Raw genomic sequence first — 14790 nt, 5'->3', positions numbered from 1 at the left:
GCGACAGGCTGATGTCGTACGGCTTCTTTGCGGCGGCAAACCATGCGATACAATTCCGGCCTGCCACAGGGGAACAATCCGGTGAACGCTTCCGCCCATCAGCCGCCGCAGACCGTTCGCGCCAACGGCATCGACATCTGCTACGAGATTTTCGGCAACGACAATGCCGAGCCGCTTCTGCTGATCATGGGGCTCGGCGCGCAGATGATCCACTGGGACGATGGCTTCTGCGAGCAGCTTGCCGCGCGCGGCTTTCGCGTGATCCGCTTCGACAATCGCGACATCGGGAAGTCGAGCCATCTCACGGGCGGCAAGCGGCTGACGCCGCTCGAATTGATGAAGCTGCGCTTCCTCAGGATTCCCGTGGCCGCTCCTTACAAGCTGATCGACATGGCCAAGGACACGGTCGGCCTAATGGATGCGCTCGGCATCAAGTCTGCGCATCTGGTCGGAGCGTCCATGGGCGGCATGATCGCGCAGGAAGTGACGTTGTCGTTTCCCCAGCGCGTACGCTCGTTGACGTCGATCATGTCGACGACGGGCAATCCGCGTGTGCCGCCGCCGACGCGGGAGGCTGCCGCGATGTTGATGGCGCCGCCCCCGCGCAGCAAGGAAGAGTTCATCACGCGCTTCGGCGAGACCTGGAAGATATTGCGGGCCGGCTCCTTTCCCGAGGAAGAAGCGCTCGATCCAGGTCGTGCCGAACGCGTCTTCGCCCGCGGGCTCAATCCCGCCGGCGTCGGCCGGCAACTCCGCGCCGTGCTGGCCTCCGGCAGCCGCAAGGAACGGCTGCATGGCGTGAAGACGCCGACGCTGGTGATCCATGGCTCCGTCGATCCGCTGGTGCGCCCCGAGGGCGGCAAGGACACGGCGGAGTCAATTCCGGGCGCAAAGCTGTTGATGATCGAGGGCATGGGCCACGCGCTGCCGATGCGGTTCTGGCCGGAGATCATCGGCGCGATCGACAAGCACGCGCATGGCGCCGCGGCCAAAGCGGCTTAAGCCTTCTTCGCGATCCAGATCACGTGGCGCGCCCCGCCGCCTTTGCCGGTGGCGCGCACATTGATCTCGTTGACGTCGAAGCCGGCGCGGCCAAGTCGTTTGGTGAAAGCGGGATTGGGCCCCGATGACCAGACGGCGAGTACACCGCCGGGCCGCAGCGCCGCCTTTGCGGCCGTCAATCCGCTCGCACTGTACAGTGCATCGTTGCCTTTCCGCGTAAGCCCCTCCGGTCCGTTATCGACGTCGAGGAGAATGGCGTCGAAGGCCGAGCTCTTCGCTCGGATGATTTGGCCAACATCGATTTCGCGGATGCTCACCCTGGCATCATCGAGACTGTCGCCGAAGACCTCCGCCATCGGACCGCGCGCCCACGCCACCACCGCTGGCACCAGCTCGGAGACCACGATCTTCGCTTTGGCCCCAAGCGCGGCCAGCGCCGCGCGCAGCGTAAAGCCCATACCGAGGCCGCCGATGAGGACGACGGGTCTTGCCACCTTCTCGATCTGCTTCGCTGCGAGCGTTGCGAGGGCGGCTTCGGAGCCCGACAGGCGGTTGTTCATCAGCTCATTGGTGCCGAGTTTGATCGAAAACTCCTTGCCCCGCCGCATCAGGCGGAGCTCCTCGTCCGAGCCGGGGATTTTGGCGGTGTCGATTTTTTCCCAGGGAATCATGGGAGACGTTTAGCACGATTGGGCTGGCGGTCACCCGCCGGCCCAGACGTCCAGCACGTAGCGGTTCTTCGTACCCATCTCCTCAATCCAGCGGGCGCCCGCGGCCGCATCGCTGCCGCTCCTCTCGCGGTAGATCGCGACCAGCGCCGCCTTCACGTCGGGCTCCATCCTGCTGCCGTCGCCGCAGACATAGATGATTGCGCCCTGCTCGATCAACGGCCAGACCTTGTCTTTCTGCGCGGCGAGCACGTGCTGCACATAGGTCTTCGGTCCGTCCGCCCGCGAGAACGCGGTGAACAGCTCGGTGATGCCGCTCGCAGCAAGCGCCTTGAGCTCATCCGCGTAGAGGAAGTCCTGGTCCGGATGGCGGCAGCCGAAAAACAACATGGACGGTCCGAGGCTGGCGCCCTTGGCCTTGCGCGCGGCGCGCTCCTGGAGGAAGCCGCGGAACGGCGCGAGCCCCGTGCCCGGACCGATCATGATGATCGGCACGGACGGATCGTCGGGAAGCCGGAAACCGGCCTTGGTCTCGCGCACGGTGGCGTAGACCGTGTCGCCCGCACGCCGGTTGGCGAGATAGTTCGAGCAGATGCCCTTGTACGTACCGCGCCCGGAGGCCGCCGGTCCTTCGACCACCCCGACGGTGACGCTGCAACGCGCAGGATCGACCGACGGCGAGGACGAGATCGAGTAATAGCGCGGCGCCAGCAGCGAGAGCATTTCCAGATAGACGTGGAACGGCAACTCGCAAGCCGGATATTCAAGCAGGAGGTCGAACACTGATTTGCGCTTGCCCAGGATCTCGGTCCGGTAGCGCTCGAGCGTTTCAGCCTCCTCGCCGACAAAGGCCAGCAGCTTCGGCTTGGTGACCGGACAGCGGGTGTGCTCCGCCATGGTCTGGATCTGCTTCCGTGTCGCCACCTGCTGCAACTCGACAAACTCGCTGAGCAGGCGTCCGACCGACACGGCATTGCCAACGGGCAATTGCGCGCGGCGGCCTTCAGCCACCTGAAGCCTGATCTGGTCGGCCGGCAGGAAGCCGAAGCGGCGGGCAACGGAGTCCACCAGCGTCGGATCGTTGCGCGGAACGACGCTCAGGTGATCGCCAACCCGATAGCTGATGTTGGCCGGCAGCTGCACCTCGATATGGCGCGTCGATCGCTCCGACGGATTTGCACCGGACCTGTTCTGAAGCTCGTCATTGATAAGCACCTTCATCGCGACCGCGCCGCCCTGGGCGACGATGGTGTTGACGGCGGTCACCGCGACAGGCTCGATCGCGTAGAGCGGATCATCCTCCGCGGTGCGGGTGAAATTCCAGTCGATGCCGAATTCCTTGGTCGCGACCTGGGCAGCCGCCGGGAACCATTTCTGGAACTGGCCGTCGAGATCGCTGCGCGCATCGCCCTCGCCGCGCGGATAGACCGCGCGTGCGCCATGCTTGGACATCTGCTCGTCGATTAAGCGCGGCACCGATTGATAGGTTGCGGCCCAGTCGCTGTTGCCGCAGCCGAACACGGCGTAGCGCACACCGGCAAAGGCATCCTTCGGCAAATCCTCGCCCAGCCATTTGACGAATTGCGTCGCATTATCGGGCGGAGCGCCGTTGTAGGATGCGCAGATGATCAGCACGCCGCCCTGCTGCGGCAACTTCCCGACATACTCGTCGAGCGGCCCGAGATGCACGGCAAAGCCGTTGATCTCGGCAAGATCGGCCATGCGCGTCGCGAGCTCCTCAGCCGTGCCGAGATTGGAGCCGTAGAGCACCAGCATCGGCGTGTTATGGCCTGGCCGTGTCGTCGGCTGGCGTGGTGCCTTTGGCGCAGAAGCCGCAGCCGCGACCGGGCCGCCATAGGCGCCACGCTCGCGATCCGCACGCGGACGCACCTTGATCTTGAAGCCTTCCGGCTTGATCGTCAGCGTTTCCTTCAGGTGCATCTGATAGCGCTGGTGATCGATCAGCTTGAAGCGCTGGAGGATCATGCCGAGCGCCAGCGCCGCCTCGTGCATGGCGAAGCCGCGTCCGATGCAGGCGCGCTGGCCGTTGCCGAACGGCTTCCAGGCATTGATCGGCCGCTTGGCCTCGGCTTCCTTGCTGAAATTCTCGGGATCGAAGGCATCGGGCTTGGGTCCCCAGACGCTGGGGTCGCGATGCAGCGCGGTCACCAGGATCGTGACGAACGTGCCCTTCCTGAGCTTGTACTTGCCGCCGCCGATGGTCTCGTCGTTCAGCGGCGAGATGCCGTAGGCCGGCGCTGGCGGCCACAGCCGCAGCGCCTCCTTCAGGATCTGTGTGATGTAGGTAAGCTGCGTCACCTGCTGATAGGTCGGCTTGGCATTGACGTCGGGGCCGAAGACGCGGTCGACCTCGTCATAGGCCTTCTTGAGAATGTCCGGATGCTTCAGCAGCGCATAGAGCGTGTAGGACAAAAGGCCGCTGGTGGTCTCGTGACCTGCGATCAGGAACGTGTTGATCTGGTAGCGAATGTTGACATCGTCGAGCTGCTCGCCGGTCGAGCGGTCGACGCCGGTCATCATCGCGGCGAGCATGTCCTTCTTGTCGTCAATGCCTTCCGCACTCTTACGGCGCTCGGCGATGATCTCGTCGACCATCTTGTTCATGAAAGCGACGTCTTCGCCGAGCGTCTTCCGCCGCTTCTGCATCCAGAGCTGCTCGAACGGCAGGCCGCGCGTCATCATGATGGTTTCGAGCGAGCGCACCAGCGACTCGACGAAGGGATGGTAGTCGCGCCGGTAGAACGAGTTGAAGCGGTAGTCGAAGCCACAGAGGCCGATGGTGTCGAGCGTCAGCGCGGTCATGTCATGGACGACGTCGATCTCGTCGTCGGCGTTCAGACGCTCCCATTTCTGGACGAGCTGCTCGGCGATGTCGACCATGCTCGAATGATAGGACTGCATGGCGCGATTGCCGAAGGGCTGCAGCAGAATATTGTGCGCCTTGCTCCAGTTCGGCTCCTTGGTATCCGCTGTGAACAGGCCGTCGCCCCCGACCGCCCGCACGCGCCGCAACGCACCGCGCACCGTCTTGTCGAAGCGCTTCTCGTCGGACAGCTCGTCGACGAGATCATGGCCGGACACGACGACGATCGGCGAGCCCATCATGTCGAGCCAGAAGATCGGGCCCAGTTCCTTGGCAAGTCGGGTCAAATGCTGCACGGGTGCGGCCGAGTCGAGCGACAGCATGTTGCCGACCACCGGCTTGGTTGGCGGCTGCGGAATCGGATCCAGACGGTTCTTCGATGACATAAAAAACGTTTCCCCCTGCCGCGATCGCCAACTTCGTCATTGCGAGGAGCTCGCGACAAAATTGCGGAGCAATTTTGCGCTAGTGATGAGCAATCCAGACCGTCTCCGCGGATGCATTCTGGATTGCTTCGCTTCGCACGCAATGACGAGCTAGCCGAACCGCCTTCTACGCCATTCGATCAGCTTGCTGCTGACCTCTTCCGGCTTCTCCTGCTGCGTCCAATGGCCGCTGTCCTTCACCAGGTACTTCTCGAGGTCAGTCACCAGTCTCTCCATGCCGTCGGCCGCCGACGGCGGCAGCACCGCGTCGTTCTCGGCCATGATCATCAGCGAGGGCACGGTGATGTGGTGATCGAGCCCTTTCGAGCGTTCCCAATTGCGGGTGAAATTGCGATACCAGTTGATGCCGCCGGTGAAGCCGGTTCTTGTGAACGTGTCGACGAACACCTTCTTCTCGTCCGCCGACAGGATCGGCGTGCGCGGATCATGCCTGGCGTCGTAGTTCGCGATCATCTGCGGGAACGCCAGGTTGATGCGGGGCGAAGCACCAATGCCGGCAATCGGCTGTTCCTCGGGCGCACCGGGAGGGCGCGCAGCCGGCTTGCGCATGAAGGCGTCAAACGTCTGCTCGACGCGGCTGCCAAAGATCCTGTCCGGCTCGCGCGCGGGGTCCTGGAACTGGACGATATACATCTGGTCGCCGAAGCGCTGGCGGAACAGCGCGATCGGATCCATCGGCGCGCGATCCCAATGCGGCGTGTTGACACCGACGACCCCGGCAACGCGTGAGGGGTGCCGCAACGGCATCTGCCAGACGACGAAACCGCCCCAATCGTGGCCGACGAAGATCGCCTTCTCGATGTTGAGATGATCGAGCAGCCCGACGAGATCGCCGGTCAAATGCTCCATGTCGTAGGCCTCGACCGGCTCGGGCCGGTCGGTCGCGCCATAACCGCGCTGATCGGGCGCGATCACGCGGATGCCGGCCTCGCTCAGCGCCTTGATCTGGTGGCGCCAGGAGAAGGCAAGCTCCGGCCAGCCATGGCACAGCACAACCGGCGGCTTGTCGGTCACTGGGCCCGCATCGTGATAGCCCATGCGGATTCCGTTCGTCTGCGCGAACTGGAGCGGCGGCATTTCAATCATCGCTTGTTCCTTATTCCGCGGCGCCCTTGATGTCGGTCGCCGGCGGCCCATAGGCCGCTTCGAGCGCGGCGAACTCCTCCGGCAGCATGTCGCACATCACCTGCACATGCGGAATGATGTTGGCGCCGACGATGAAGCCGAAGTCGAGCTGGTCGCGATAGCTCTGCACGGTGATGTTGAGCGCCTGCCCGTGGGTCGAGATCGACACGGGGAAGATGTGCAGCAGCTCTGCGCCGGCGGCGTAGAGCGTTTGACGCGGTCCCGGCACGTTGGACACGGTGATGTTGGCGGCCGGCGGCAACACGTCCGACAGATTTGAGCGGCTGTAGAGCAGCGCCAGGATCTGCACCATGATCGGCGCGCCCAGCATCGAGATGTTGGAGACCTGCGGCATCAGCGCGCGCAAGGGATGCGACATCTCCTTGGACTTGGTCGACTGCGCGATGATCGCCTCGAGCCGCGCCTTGGGATCCGCGACATTGGTCGCGATCGAGCAGATCATGCCGAACACCTGGTTGTTGGCCTCGGTGTTGCCCTCCTCGCGCAGCGAGATCGGCACGGCGGCGGTCAGGGACTTCGCCGGCAGCGTACCGTATTGCAGCAGATAGCGGCGGACGACTCCGGAGGCCAGCGCGAGCACGACGTCGTTGAGCTTGCCGCCGGCCTGCTTGGCCAGCGCCTTCGCGCGCGACAGCGAGATCGATACGCCGGCAAAGCTCCGCTCCGACGAGATCGTCTTGTTGAGCATGGTCGGCGGCGACACCATGCTGGCAAGACTCTCGCGCGACTTGGGATCGGCGATCTTGCCGAGTACGTCGGACACGCTCTTGAGCACGGTCGGGATGTTGCCGGCGAAGCGCACGGCGCTTTCGATCTGGTACATCGCGTTGTCGAACAGGATCGAACCAATATCGCTCTTGCCGGTGCGCGGCAGTTGCAGATTCTTCGCAGCCGTCGACGCTTCGAGCGGCTGGCTGAAGAGCTGCTGATAGGAATCGAGCAAGTTCGCGGCGATGTCGCGCGGCTCCTGCCCGGGCTTCGACCCGCCCGTCGGCGGCTCGACCTTTCGCGGGATCGGCGAGATGTCGTAGATCATGTTGGTCAGCGCCGCACCGGCGCCGCCGTCGATGGCGGCATGGTGCATCTTGGAATAGAGCCCGACCTCATTGTCCTTCATGCCCTCGAACACGTAGAACTCCCAGAGCGGGCGGGCACGATTCAAGAGCTTGGCATGCATCCAGCCGACGATGCGCTCGAGCGTGGCGCGGTCGCGCGGCGCCGGCAGGCTAGCGCGGAAGATGTGACGATCGATGTCGAACTGGTCGTCCTCGACCCAGGTCGGATGATCGATGTCGAGCGGCGCCTTCTCCAGGCGCGCTTTGAGGATCGGCGCAATGTGCAGCCGCGAGACGATCATCGCCTTGAAGTCTTCGAAGAAGTCGCCCTTGTAGTCGTCAGGCAGGCTAAAGATCGCCATGCTGCCGACATGCATCGGCATCTCAGGCGTTTCCAGATAGAGAAACGACGCGTCCAGCGACGACAGCTTCTTACCGTCAGCCATAGTTCCCTCCCGAATATTCGACGGGCGCCTTTGACGGCGCTTCTCGTCAGGCCGATACTGCCCGCTCCGGCGGGGCATATGCAATGGCAAACGGCCCTCTGCGGTCAAATGGCCAGAACTCCCCCTCCGGTTGCGCCAGGCGATCGGCCACGGCCCATAGTGCCGCCGGGTTCACCCCGAGCCCGATATGGCTGGCGAAATACAGTTCGATATTCTCGGCCCGGTCCGAGGGGTGCAGCAGGCAAGTCCGCCAATTCACGACGCCGTCTGCGCGCGAATAAATCGACGTCGCCGGCACCTTGAGATCACCGGCGATCGCCTCGCGCAGTTCGGCAAAGTTTTCAACCCGCTCGCCGGACAACGCCTCATACAGCGCGGTCGCATTGGTCGCCCGCACATCATTGGCAAAGGGGCTGCCGAGTGTGATGACATAGCGGACCAACTCAGGTGCCTGAAGCGCGAGATCCCTGGCATAGACACCGCCGAGGCTCCATCCGACCAGGCTGACCTTGCGTCCACTTGCGGCGTGGATCTCGGTGAGACGGGCGAGCAAGGTTTCCCGCATCCGCGCCAGCCCGCCGAGATTGCGGCCCATGCGCCAGGCATGTGCCTCATAGCCGAGCTCGCGCAGATAGCGCCGCATCGGCGCCATCGACAGATCGCTGGCGAGAAAGCCCGGCAGCGCCAGCACCGGATGGCCGTCGCCCCTGGGCGCGCGCATCAGCAGCGGTGACAGCAACACGCTGGCGTTGAATTCGAACAGGCCGCGCGCCTCCGCGAGCAGCAGGCCGAGGGCCGGCGGACGAAGCCGGCCCGAGCCTGGCCCCGCCTCGCGCGCGTCGGACATTACTTCTTCTTGTCGCCGCTGCGCGGGGCGCCGAGACCAGCCATGGTCACGAACATGTCCTGAAACCGTTCCGCCAGCTTGGGATCGAAGGTGAACCAACTCTGGATCAGCGATTCCGGCGAGACCTTATCGATATTGCTCAGGACCTGCTGCTGCAGCTTATCCATGACGGCAATCTGCATCGGCGAGACATCCGGCAATCCGAAGAACTGGCGGGCCTCGAGGGGGGTACAGTCGATTTCGATATTAACTTTCATGTGCCCTCCGGATGAGATTCGAGCGGCGTCAGACAGTATCGCCGCGACATGGTGTGCGACGCAAGCGACCTGAGCCGGGGACGGGACACCGGCCTGCCGCGATCGGCGGATATGGTCAATCAAATTGTCGGCGCGAACGGGCGCCGGCGGGCCATTTCCACCTCATTTTCGAGGTCCGACCCGGCCGAAAGTTCAATGTCGCTCGCGCGCCTGTCTCCCTTAAAAGACTGGTCAGCATTGCTGCAAAGCGGTGCAACTTGGCGCGTTCCTTGCTGGAATGGCGCTTGCACGGGTCGAGAAACTCTGGGCAACATGGATCGATCAGCCCCGCCGAACAATCAAAAATGACGGTCGGGGCGAGTGAAGAGGGTCAAGAATGTCAGTCGGACGAAGTCTATTTGCGGCGACGCTCGCCGGTGCGCTTGCGTTGGCGGTGTCGCCGGTGTCGAGCCAGACGCTGCGCTACGCCAACCAGGGTGAGCTGAAATCGCTCGACCCCTACACCCTGAACGAGTCGACCACCAGCGCGCATCTCGGTCATGTCTATGAGGGCCTGGTCGCCCGCGGCAAGGACCTGAAGATCATCCCGGCGCTTGCCGAAAGCTGGGAGACGCCGGAGCCAACGCGCTGGCGCTTCCATCTGCGCAAGGGCGTGAAATTCCACAATGGCGACCCCTTCACCGCTGACGACGTGGTGTTCTCGGCCGAGCGCGTGCGGGCAAAAGGTTCAAACTTCCTCAGCCGCGTCCCGGCCGATGCCAAGGTCGTCAAGGTCGACGATTACACGGTCGATTTCGTCCTGAGCTCGCCCAATCCCATCCTGACGGCGCTGTGGGCGACCTGGTACATCATGGACAAGAAATGGGCAGAGGCGAACGATGCGGTGGCACCGACGCCAGCCGCGGCGACGACCCCGAGCTATGCCTCGCTCCATGAGAACGGCACCGGTCCCTTTACCATCGAGAGCCATCAGCCGGGCGTGAAGACCGTCTTCAAGGCCAATCCGAACTGGTGGGGCAAGCCGGAGCATAATCTGAAGGAAATCGTCTTCACCCCGATCTCAAACCCGGCCACGCGTGTCGCAGCGCTGTTGTCGGGCGAGGTCGACGTGATCGAGCCGGTTCCGGTCCAGGACATCGAGCGCGTCAAAGCGAGCCCCAACGCCACCGTGCTGACAGGACCCGAGCTCCGCACCCTCTTTGTCGGCATGGATCAGGCACGTGACGAACTGCTGTATTCCAACGTCAAGGGCAAAAACCCGTTCAAGGACGTTCGCGTTCGTGAAGCCGTTTACCGGGCGATCGACATCGAGCTGATCAAGAATCGCGTCATGCGCGGACTCTCCACGCCGTCCGCATTGATGGTGGCACCGGAGATCTTTCCCTCGAAGGATTTCACCCGGCCGAAGTTCGATCCGGACGCCGCCAAGAAGCTTCTGGCAGACGCAGGCTATGCTGACGGTTTCGAGGTGACGATGGATTGCCCGAACGATCGCTACGTCAATGACGCCGCGATCTGCCAGGCGATCGTCGGCATGCTCGCCCGCATCAACATCAAGGTGGACCTGCAGGCACAACCGAAGGCCCAGTATTTCGCCAAGGTGCTCAAGCCCGGCGGCTACAAAACTTCGCTGTACATGCTGGGCTGGACCCCGGATACGCTCGATTCCCAGAATGTGCTGCATGACATCATGGGCTGCCGCGACGATCCCAAGGATCCCAATCGCGGTGAAGCCAATCTCGCCGGCTATTGCAACAAGCAGTTCGACGAGCTCGCCGACAAGGTTCTCGTGGAATCCGATACGGCCAAGCGCGATCTCCTGATCAAGCAGGCTTTCGAGCTGTCGATGAAGGACTGGGCCTATATCCCGCTGCACCAGCAGGCGCTCGCCTGGGGCGTGTCGAAGAAGGTGAAGCTGACCCAGGGCGCGGACAACATGGTCAGGCTCTACTGGGCGACCATGCAAGGCGAGTAGGTGTCGGCTAGTTGTGGAAGTCCCGGAAGCCATCGCTTTCAAGATCTGGCTTCCGGGACTTGTTGTTTCGGGCTAACGCAATGATGCGTGCTGCTGAAGAGATGTGAAAGGAACAGATGCTCGCTTTCACACTACGCCGGGCAATCCAGGCCGTCGGCGTCATGATCGCCGTTGGAATCATCGCGTTCTCGATGTTCCGCTTCGCCGGCGATCCCGTGAACCAGATGGTCGGGATGGATACGTCGGGCGCCGAACGCGCCGCGATCCGCAAATCGCTCGGCCTCGACGATCCCGTCATCGTGCAGTTCGGCCGCTATCTCGGCAACGCTGCGCAGTTCAAGTTCGGGGTGTCCTACCAGTTCCGCCTGCCTGTCACCAATCTGCTGATGGAGCGGATGCCGGCGACGCTCGAGCTGGCCATCGTTGCCACGATCTTCGCGATGCTCAGCGGCATCCTGATGGGCGTTTATTCGGCGCTGCGCCGCGACAGCTGGCTCACGCATATATTCCAGGCCGTCTCGCTGATCGGCATCTCGCTGCCGACCTTCCTGATCGGCGTCCTCATGATCTACCTGTTCTCGGTGACGCTCGGCTGGCTGCCCTCGTTCGGCCGGGGAGACGTCGTGCATATCGGCTGGTGGACCACGGGCCTGCTGACCTTATCAGGATTGAAGGCGCTGATCATGCCCGCGATCACGCTTGGCCTGTTTCAGATGACGCTGATCATGCGGCTCGTCCGCGCCGAAATGCTGGAAGTGATGCGGACCGACTACATCCGTTTCGCCCGCGCCCGCGGCCTCAGCACACGCGCGATCCATTTCGGGCACGCCCTGCGCAACACGATGGTTCCCGTGATCACGGTGGCCGGCCTGCAATTTGGCTCGGTCATTGCTTTCGCGATCATCACCGAGACCGTGTTCCAGTGGCCGGGCATGGGGCTCCTGTTCGTGCAAGCCGTTCAGAACGTCGATATCCCGATCATGGCGGCCTATTTGATGATGGTGTCCCTGATCTTCGTCACCATCAATCTCGTGGTTGATATCCTCTATACCATCGTCGATCCGCGGCTGCGCTCGACGGTCAGCCGGGCACACTGACATGAGCGAAGCTGTCGTTCCGCATACAACCGAGAAGCGCCCTGCGGCGCCGCCTGGCCGGTTCAGGCGCGCGCTCGACGGCGACGTGTTCTACTCGTTCCGCCGCTCCAAGATCACCATGATCGCGGCGGGTGTGACGCTGCTGTTCTTCCTGGTCGCGATCTTCGCTTCGGTGCTGTCGGTGCAGAATCCGTTCGACCCGGCGCAGCTCCAGCTGATGAATTCGCGCATCTCGCCGCTCTGGACCGCCGACGGTCAGAGCCCGTTCCTGCTTGGCACCGACGAGCAGGGCCGCGATGTGCTGTCCGCGATCCTCTACGGCCTGCGCATCTCGCTGCTGGTCGGGGTGCTCGGCGTGGTCTTGTCAGGCGCGATCGGCATCCTGCTCGGCTTGACGGCCGGCTATTTCGGCGGCGCGGTCGACGGTTTGATCATGCGCATCGCCGATGTGCAGCTCTCCTTCCCGGCCATCCTGATCGCGCTTCTGATCAACGGCATCGCCAAATCGGTCTTCGGCAACAAGCTCGACGAGATGAGCATGCTGGCGGTCCTGGTCTTTGCGATCGGGTTGAGCTTTTGGGTGCAATATGCCCGCACGGTGCGTGGCTCGGTCCTGGTCGAGAAGAACAAGGATTATGTCGCGGCCGCGCAATTGATCGGCCTGCCCGCCCCCGTGATCATGCTGCGCCACGTGCTGCCGAACACCACCGGGCCGATCCTCGTGATCGCCACCATCAACCTCGCGCTCGCCATTATCACCGAGGCGACGCTGTCGTTCCTCGGCTCGGGCATGCCCGAGACCATGCCGTCGCTCGGCACGCTGATCCGCATCGGCAACGGCTATCTGTTCGCAGGCGAATGGTGGATCGTGGCCTTCCCCGGAATTGCACTTGCGGCGTTGATCCTGTCGATCAATCTGCTCGGCGACTGGCTGCGCGACGCGCTCAACCCCAAACTCCGATGAGTCTACAGCGTTCATGACCGAACCCGTCCTCTCCGTCCGCAATCTCAAGGTCGAGTTCGCCTCGCGCCGCGGCACACTGCGCGCCATCGACGGCGTCTCGTTCGACATCGCCAAGGGCGAAGTACTCGGCGTGGTCGGCGAATCCGGCGCCGGCAAGTCGGTGACCGGGCTTTCAGTGATCGGCCTGATCGACCCGCCCGGCCGCATTGCCGGCGGCGAGATTCGCCTCGCCGGCCTGCGCATCGACAATCTGCCGCCGGAGGAGATGCGACGCGTCCGCGGCAAGCGCATCGGCATGATCTTCCAGGATCCGCTGACCTCGCTCAATCCGCTGTACAAGGTCGGCGACCAGATTGTGGAGACGATCCGGACCCATCTCAATTTGTCCGAACAGGCCGCGCGCCGCCGCGCCATCGATCTGCTCGCCGAGGTCGGCATTCCCGCGCCCGAAAAGCGCATCGACGGCTATCCCCACGAATTCTCCGGCGGCATGCGCCAGCGCGTGGTGATTGCGCTCGCGATCTGTGCCGAGCCGGAGCTGATCATCGCGGACGAGCCGACCACCGCACTCGACGTCTCCGTGCAGGCGCAGATCATCTCGCTGATCAAGCGGCTTGGCCGCGACCATGGCACCGCCGTGATGCTGGTGACCCACGACATGGGCGTGATCGCCGAGACCTCGGACCGCGTCGCGGTGATGTATGCCGGCCGTGTCGCCGAGATCGGTCCGGTGCAGGATGTCGTCAAGAACCCGCTGCATCCCTATGCCAAGGGCCTGATGGGCGCGATCCCGACGCTTGCCGGCGACGACAAGCGCCTGGTGCAGATCCCCGGCTCGATGCCGCGGCTCTCAGCCATCCCGCGCGGCTGCTCGTTCAACCCGCGCTGCGCCTTCGCATTCGACCGCTGCCGCATCGACCGGCCCGAGCCGCTGCCGCACGGCGCGCAATCGGTCGCCTGCCATCTCTATGACACCGTGCCGGCGGAGACCGCGGCATGAGCACGCCTTTCGTCCAGGGCACAAATCTGCGCCGCGTCTTCGACGTTTCAAAGCCCTGGCTCAACCGCGTGCTCGAAGGTGGGCATCTCGAATTTCTCAAAGCCGTCGATGGCGTCACCTTCGACATCAAGAAGGGCGAGACCTTTGCTCTCGTCGGCGAGTCCGGCTCGGGCAAGACCACGGTGGCCCGGATGGTCGTCGGCCTTTTGCCGCCGAGCTCCGGCGACGTCCTGATCGACGGCATCTCGATGACCGATCCGCGACAGGCGCAGGCGCGACGAAAGCTGCGCCGCCGCATCCAGATGATCTTCCAGGATCCCTATGCGAGCCTGAACCCGCGCTTCCGGGTCGATGCCATCATCTCCGAGCCGATCCGCGCCTTCGACCTGATCCAGGGCGAACGCGACATCCAGGCCCGCGTCGGCGAGCTGCTCAGCCTCGTCGGCCTGCATCCTGACGATCGGTTGAAATTTCCGCACGAATTCTCCGGCGGCCAGCGCCAGCGTATTGCGATCGCGCGGGCGCTCGCCTCCGACGCCGAGTTCATCGTCTGTGACGAGCCGACTTCGGCGCTCGATGTCTCCGTGCAGGCACAGATCCTGAACCTGATGCGCGACCTCCAGGACAAGTTCGGCCTGACCTACATGTTCATCAGCCACAACCTCGCCGTGGTCCGCCACATGGCGAGCCGCGTCGGCGTGATGTATCTCGGCCGCATCGTCGAGATCGCGGAGGGACGCGAGCTGTTCTCCAACCCGCGCATGCCCTACACCAAGATGCTGCTCGGCGCCGTGCCTGATCTCGCCATGAGTGGCCGCCAGCGCATTCCGGTGAAGGGCGAGATTCCGAACCCGATCAATCCGCCTGCTGGCTGCGCCTTCAATCCGCGCTGTCCGCTGGCGTTCGAGCTTTGCCGCAAGGAAGTTCCGAAACTTATCGACGGCGTCGCCTGCCATGCCGTGAACACCTCGCCGGTCCCGGCATAACGCGCGCGTGCCATGCG

General features: G+C 63.6%; 12 protein-coding genes. 6 read left to right on the top strand and 6 right to left on the bottom strand.

Translation table 11 applies throughout. The annotated features are described in order from the left end of the window. Nucleotides 1-42: 42 nt before the first annotated feature. Nucleotides 43-1002: an alpha/beta fold hydrolase gene (locus XH80_RS30975; RefSeq protein WP_271601857.1), complete on the top strand. Its 960-nt coding sequence runs from the start codon at nucleotides 43-45 to the stop codon at nucleotides 1000-1002. Here XH80_RS30975 and XH80_RS30970 read toward each other — a convergent pair. The 6 genes from XH80_RS30970 to XH80_RS30945 all read right to left on the bottom strand — a co-directional run bounded on the left by XH80_RS30970 (nucleotide 999) and on the right by XH80_RS30945 (nucleotide 8751). Then, nucleotides 999-1673 (bottom strand): spermidine synthase, encoded by a 675-nt coding sequence (locus XH80_RS30970; protein WP_271601856.1) that lies wholly within the window; start codon nucleotides 1671-1673, stop codon nucleotides 999-1001. The genes XH80_RS30975 and XH80_RS30970 overlap by 4 nt on opposite strands. Before the next feature lie 30 nt (nucleotides 1674-1703). Continuing rightward, entirely contained in the window at nucleotides 1704-4940 is a 3237-nt protein-coding gene (locus XH80_RS30965; protein WP_271601855.1) for a bifunctional cytochrome P450/NADPH--P450 reductase, read from the bottom strand. 150 nt (nucleotides 4941-5090) lie between these two features. Beyond that, nucleotides 5091-6086 carry an alpha/beta fold hydrolase gene (locus XH80_RS30960; protein WP_220000812.1) on the bottom strand — a complete coding sequence of 332 codons (996 nt, stop codon included), beginning with the start codon at nucleotides 6084-6086 and terminating at the stop codon, nucleotides 5091-5093. 10 nt (nucleotides 6087-6096) lie between these two features. After that, nucleotides 6097-7647 carry a WS/DGAT/MGAT family O-acyltransferase gene (locus tag XH80_RS30955; RefSeq protein WP_271601854.1) on the bottom strand — a complete coding sequence of 517 codons (1551 nt, stop codon included), beginning with the start codon at nucleotides 7645-7647 and terminating at the stop codon, nucleotides 6097-6099. Between the two features lie 46 nt (nucleotides 7648-7693). After that, on the bottom strand, nucleotides 7694-8494 hold the full coding sequence (locus XH80_RS30950; RefSeq protein ID WP_271601853.1) for an esterase/lipase family protein: 801 nt from the start codon (nucleotides 8492-8494) through the stop codon (nucleotides 7694-7696). Continuing rightward, nucleotides 8494-8751: a DUF6489 family protein gene (locus XH80_RS30945; protein ID WP_057753225.1), complete on the bottom strand. Its 258-nt coding sequence runs from the start codon at nucleotides 8749-8751 to the stop codon at nucleotides 8494-8496. The genes XH80_RS30950 and XH80_RS30945 overlap by 1 nt, the downstream gene beginning before the upstream one ends. A 376-nt stretch (nucleotides 8752-9127) precedes the next feature. On the opposite strand from XH80_RS30945, the gene XH80_RS30940 reads away from it, so the two are divergent. The 5 genes from XH80_RS30940 (at nucleotide 9128) to XH80_RS30920 (ending at nucleotide 14773) form a co-directional block, all read left to right on the top strand. Then, nucleotides 9128-10726: an ABC transporter substrate-binding protein gene (locus tag XH80_RS30940; RefSeq protein ID WP_271601852.1), complete on the top strand. Its 1599-nt coding sequence runs from the start codon at nucleotides 9128-9130 to the stop codon at nucleotides 10724-10726. 116 nt (nucleotides 10727-10842) lie between these two features. Further along, the gene (locus tag XH80_RS30935; RefSeq protein WP_271601851.1) at nucleotides 10843-11823 is read left to right on the top strand and encodes an ABC transporter permease; all 981 of its coding nucleotides are present in this window, start codon (nucleotides 10843-10845) and stop codon (nucleotides 11821-11823) included. A 1-nt stretch (nucleotide 11824) separates the two neighbouring features. Beyond that, on the top strand, nucleotides 11825-12787 hold the full coding sequence (locus XH80_RS30930) for an ABC transporter permease (protein ID WP_271601850.1): 963 nt from the start codon (nucleotides 11825-11827) through the stop codon (nucleotides 12785-12787). 13 nt (nucleotides 12788-12800) lie between these two features. Beyond that, nucleotides 12801-13787 (top strand): ABC transporter ATP-binding protein, encoded by a 987-nt coding sequence (locus XH80_RS30925; RefSeq protein WP_271601849.1) that lies wholly within the window; start codon nucleotides 12801-12803, stop codon nucleotides 13785-13787. Further along, nucleotides 13784-14773, top strand: a complete 990-nt coding sequence (locus XH80_RS30920) for an ABC transporter ATP-binding protein (RefSeq protein ID WP_271601848.1) — start codon at nucleotides 13784-13786, stop codon at nucleotides 14771-14773. Before XH80_RS30925 ends, XH80_RS30920 begins: the two co-directional genes overlap by 4 nt. Nucleotides 14774-14790 lie beyond the last annotated feature (17 nt).

This window comes from Bradyrhizobium sp. CCBAU 45384 (genome assembly GCF_028128665.1).
Lineage (GTDB): Bacteria > Pseudomonadota > Alphaproteobacteria > Rhizobiales > Xanthobacteraceae > Bradyrhizobium > Bradyrhizobium manausense.
This window is presented reverse-complemented; position numbering and strand designations above follow the sequence as displayed.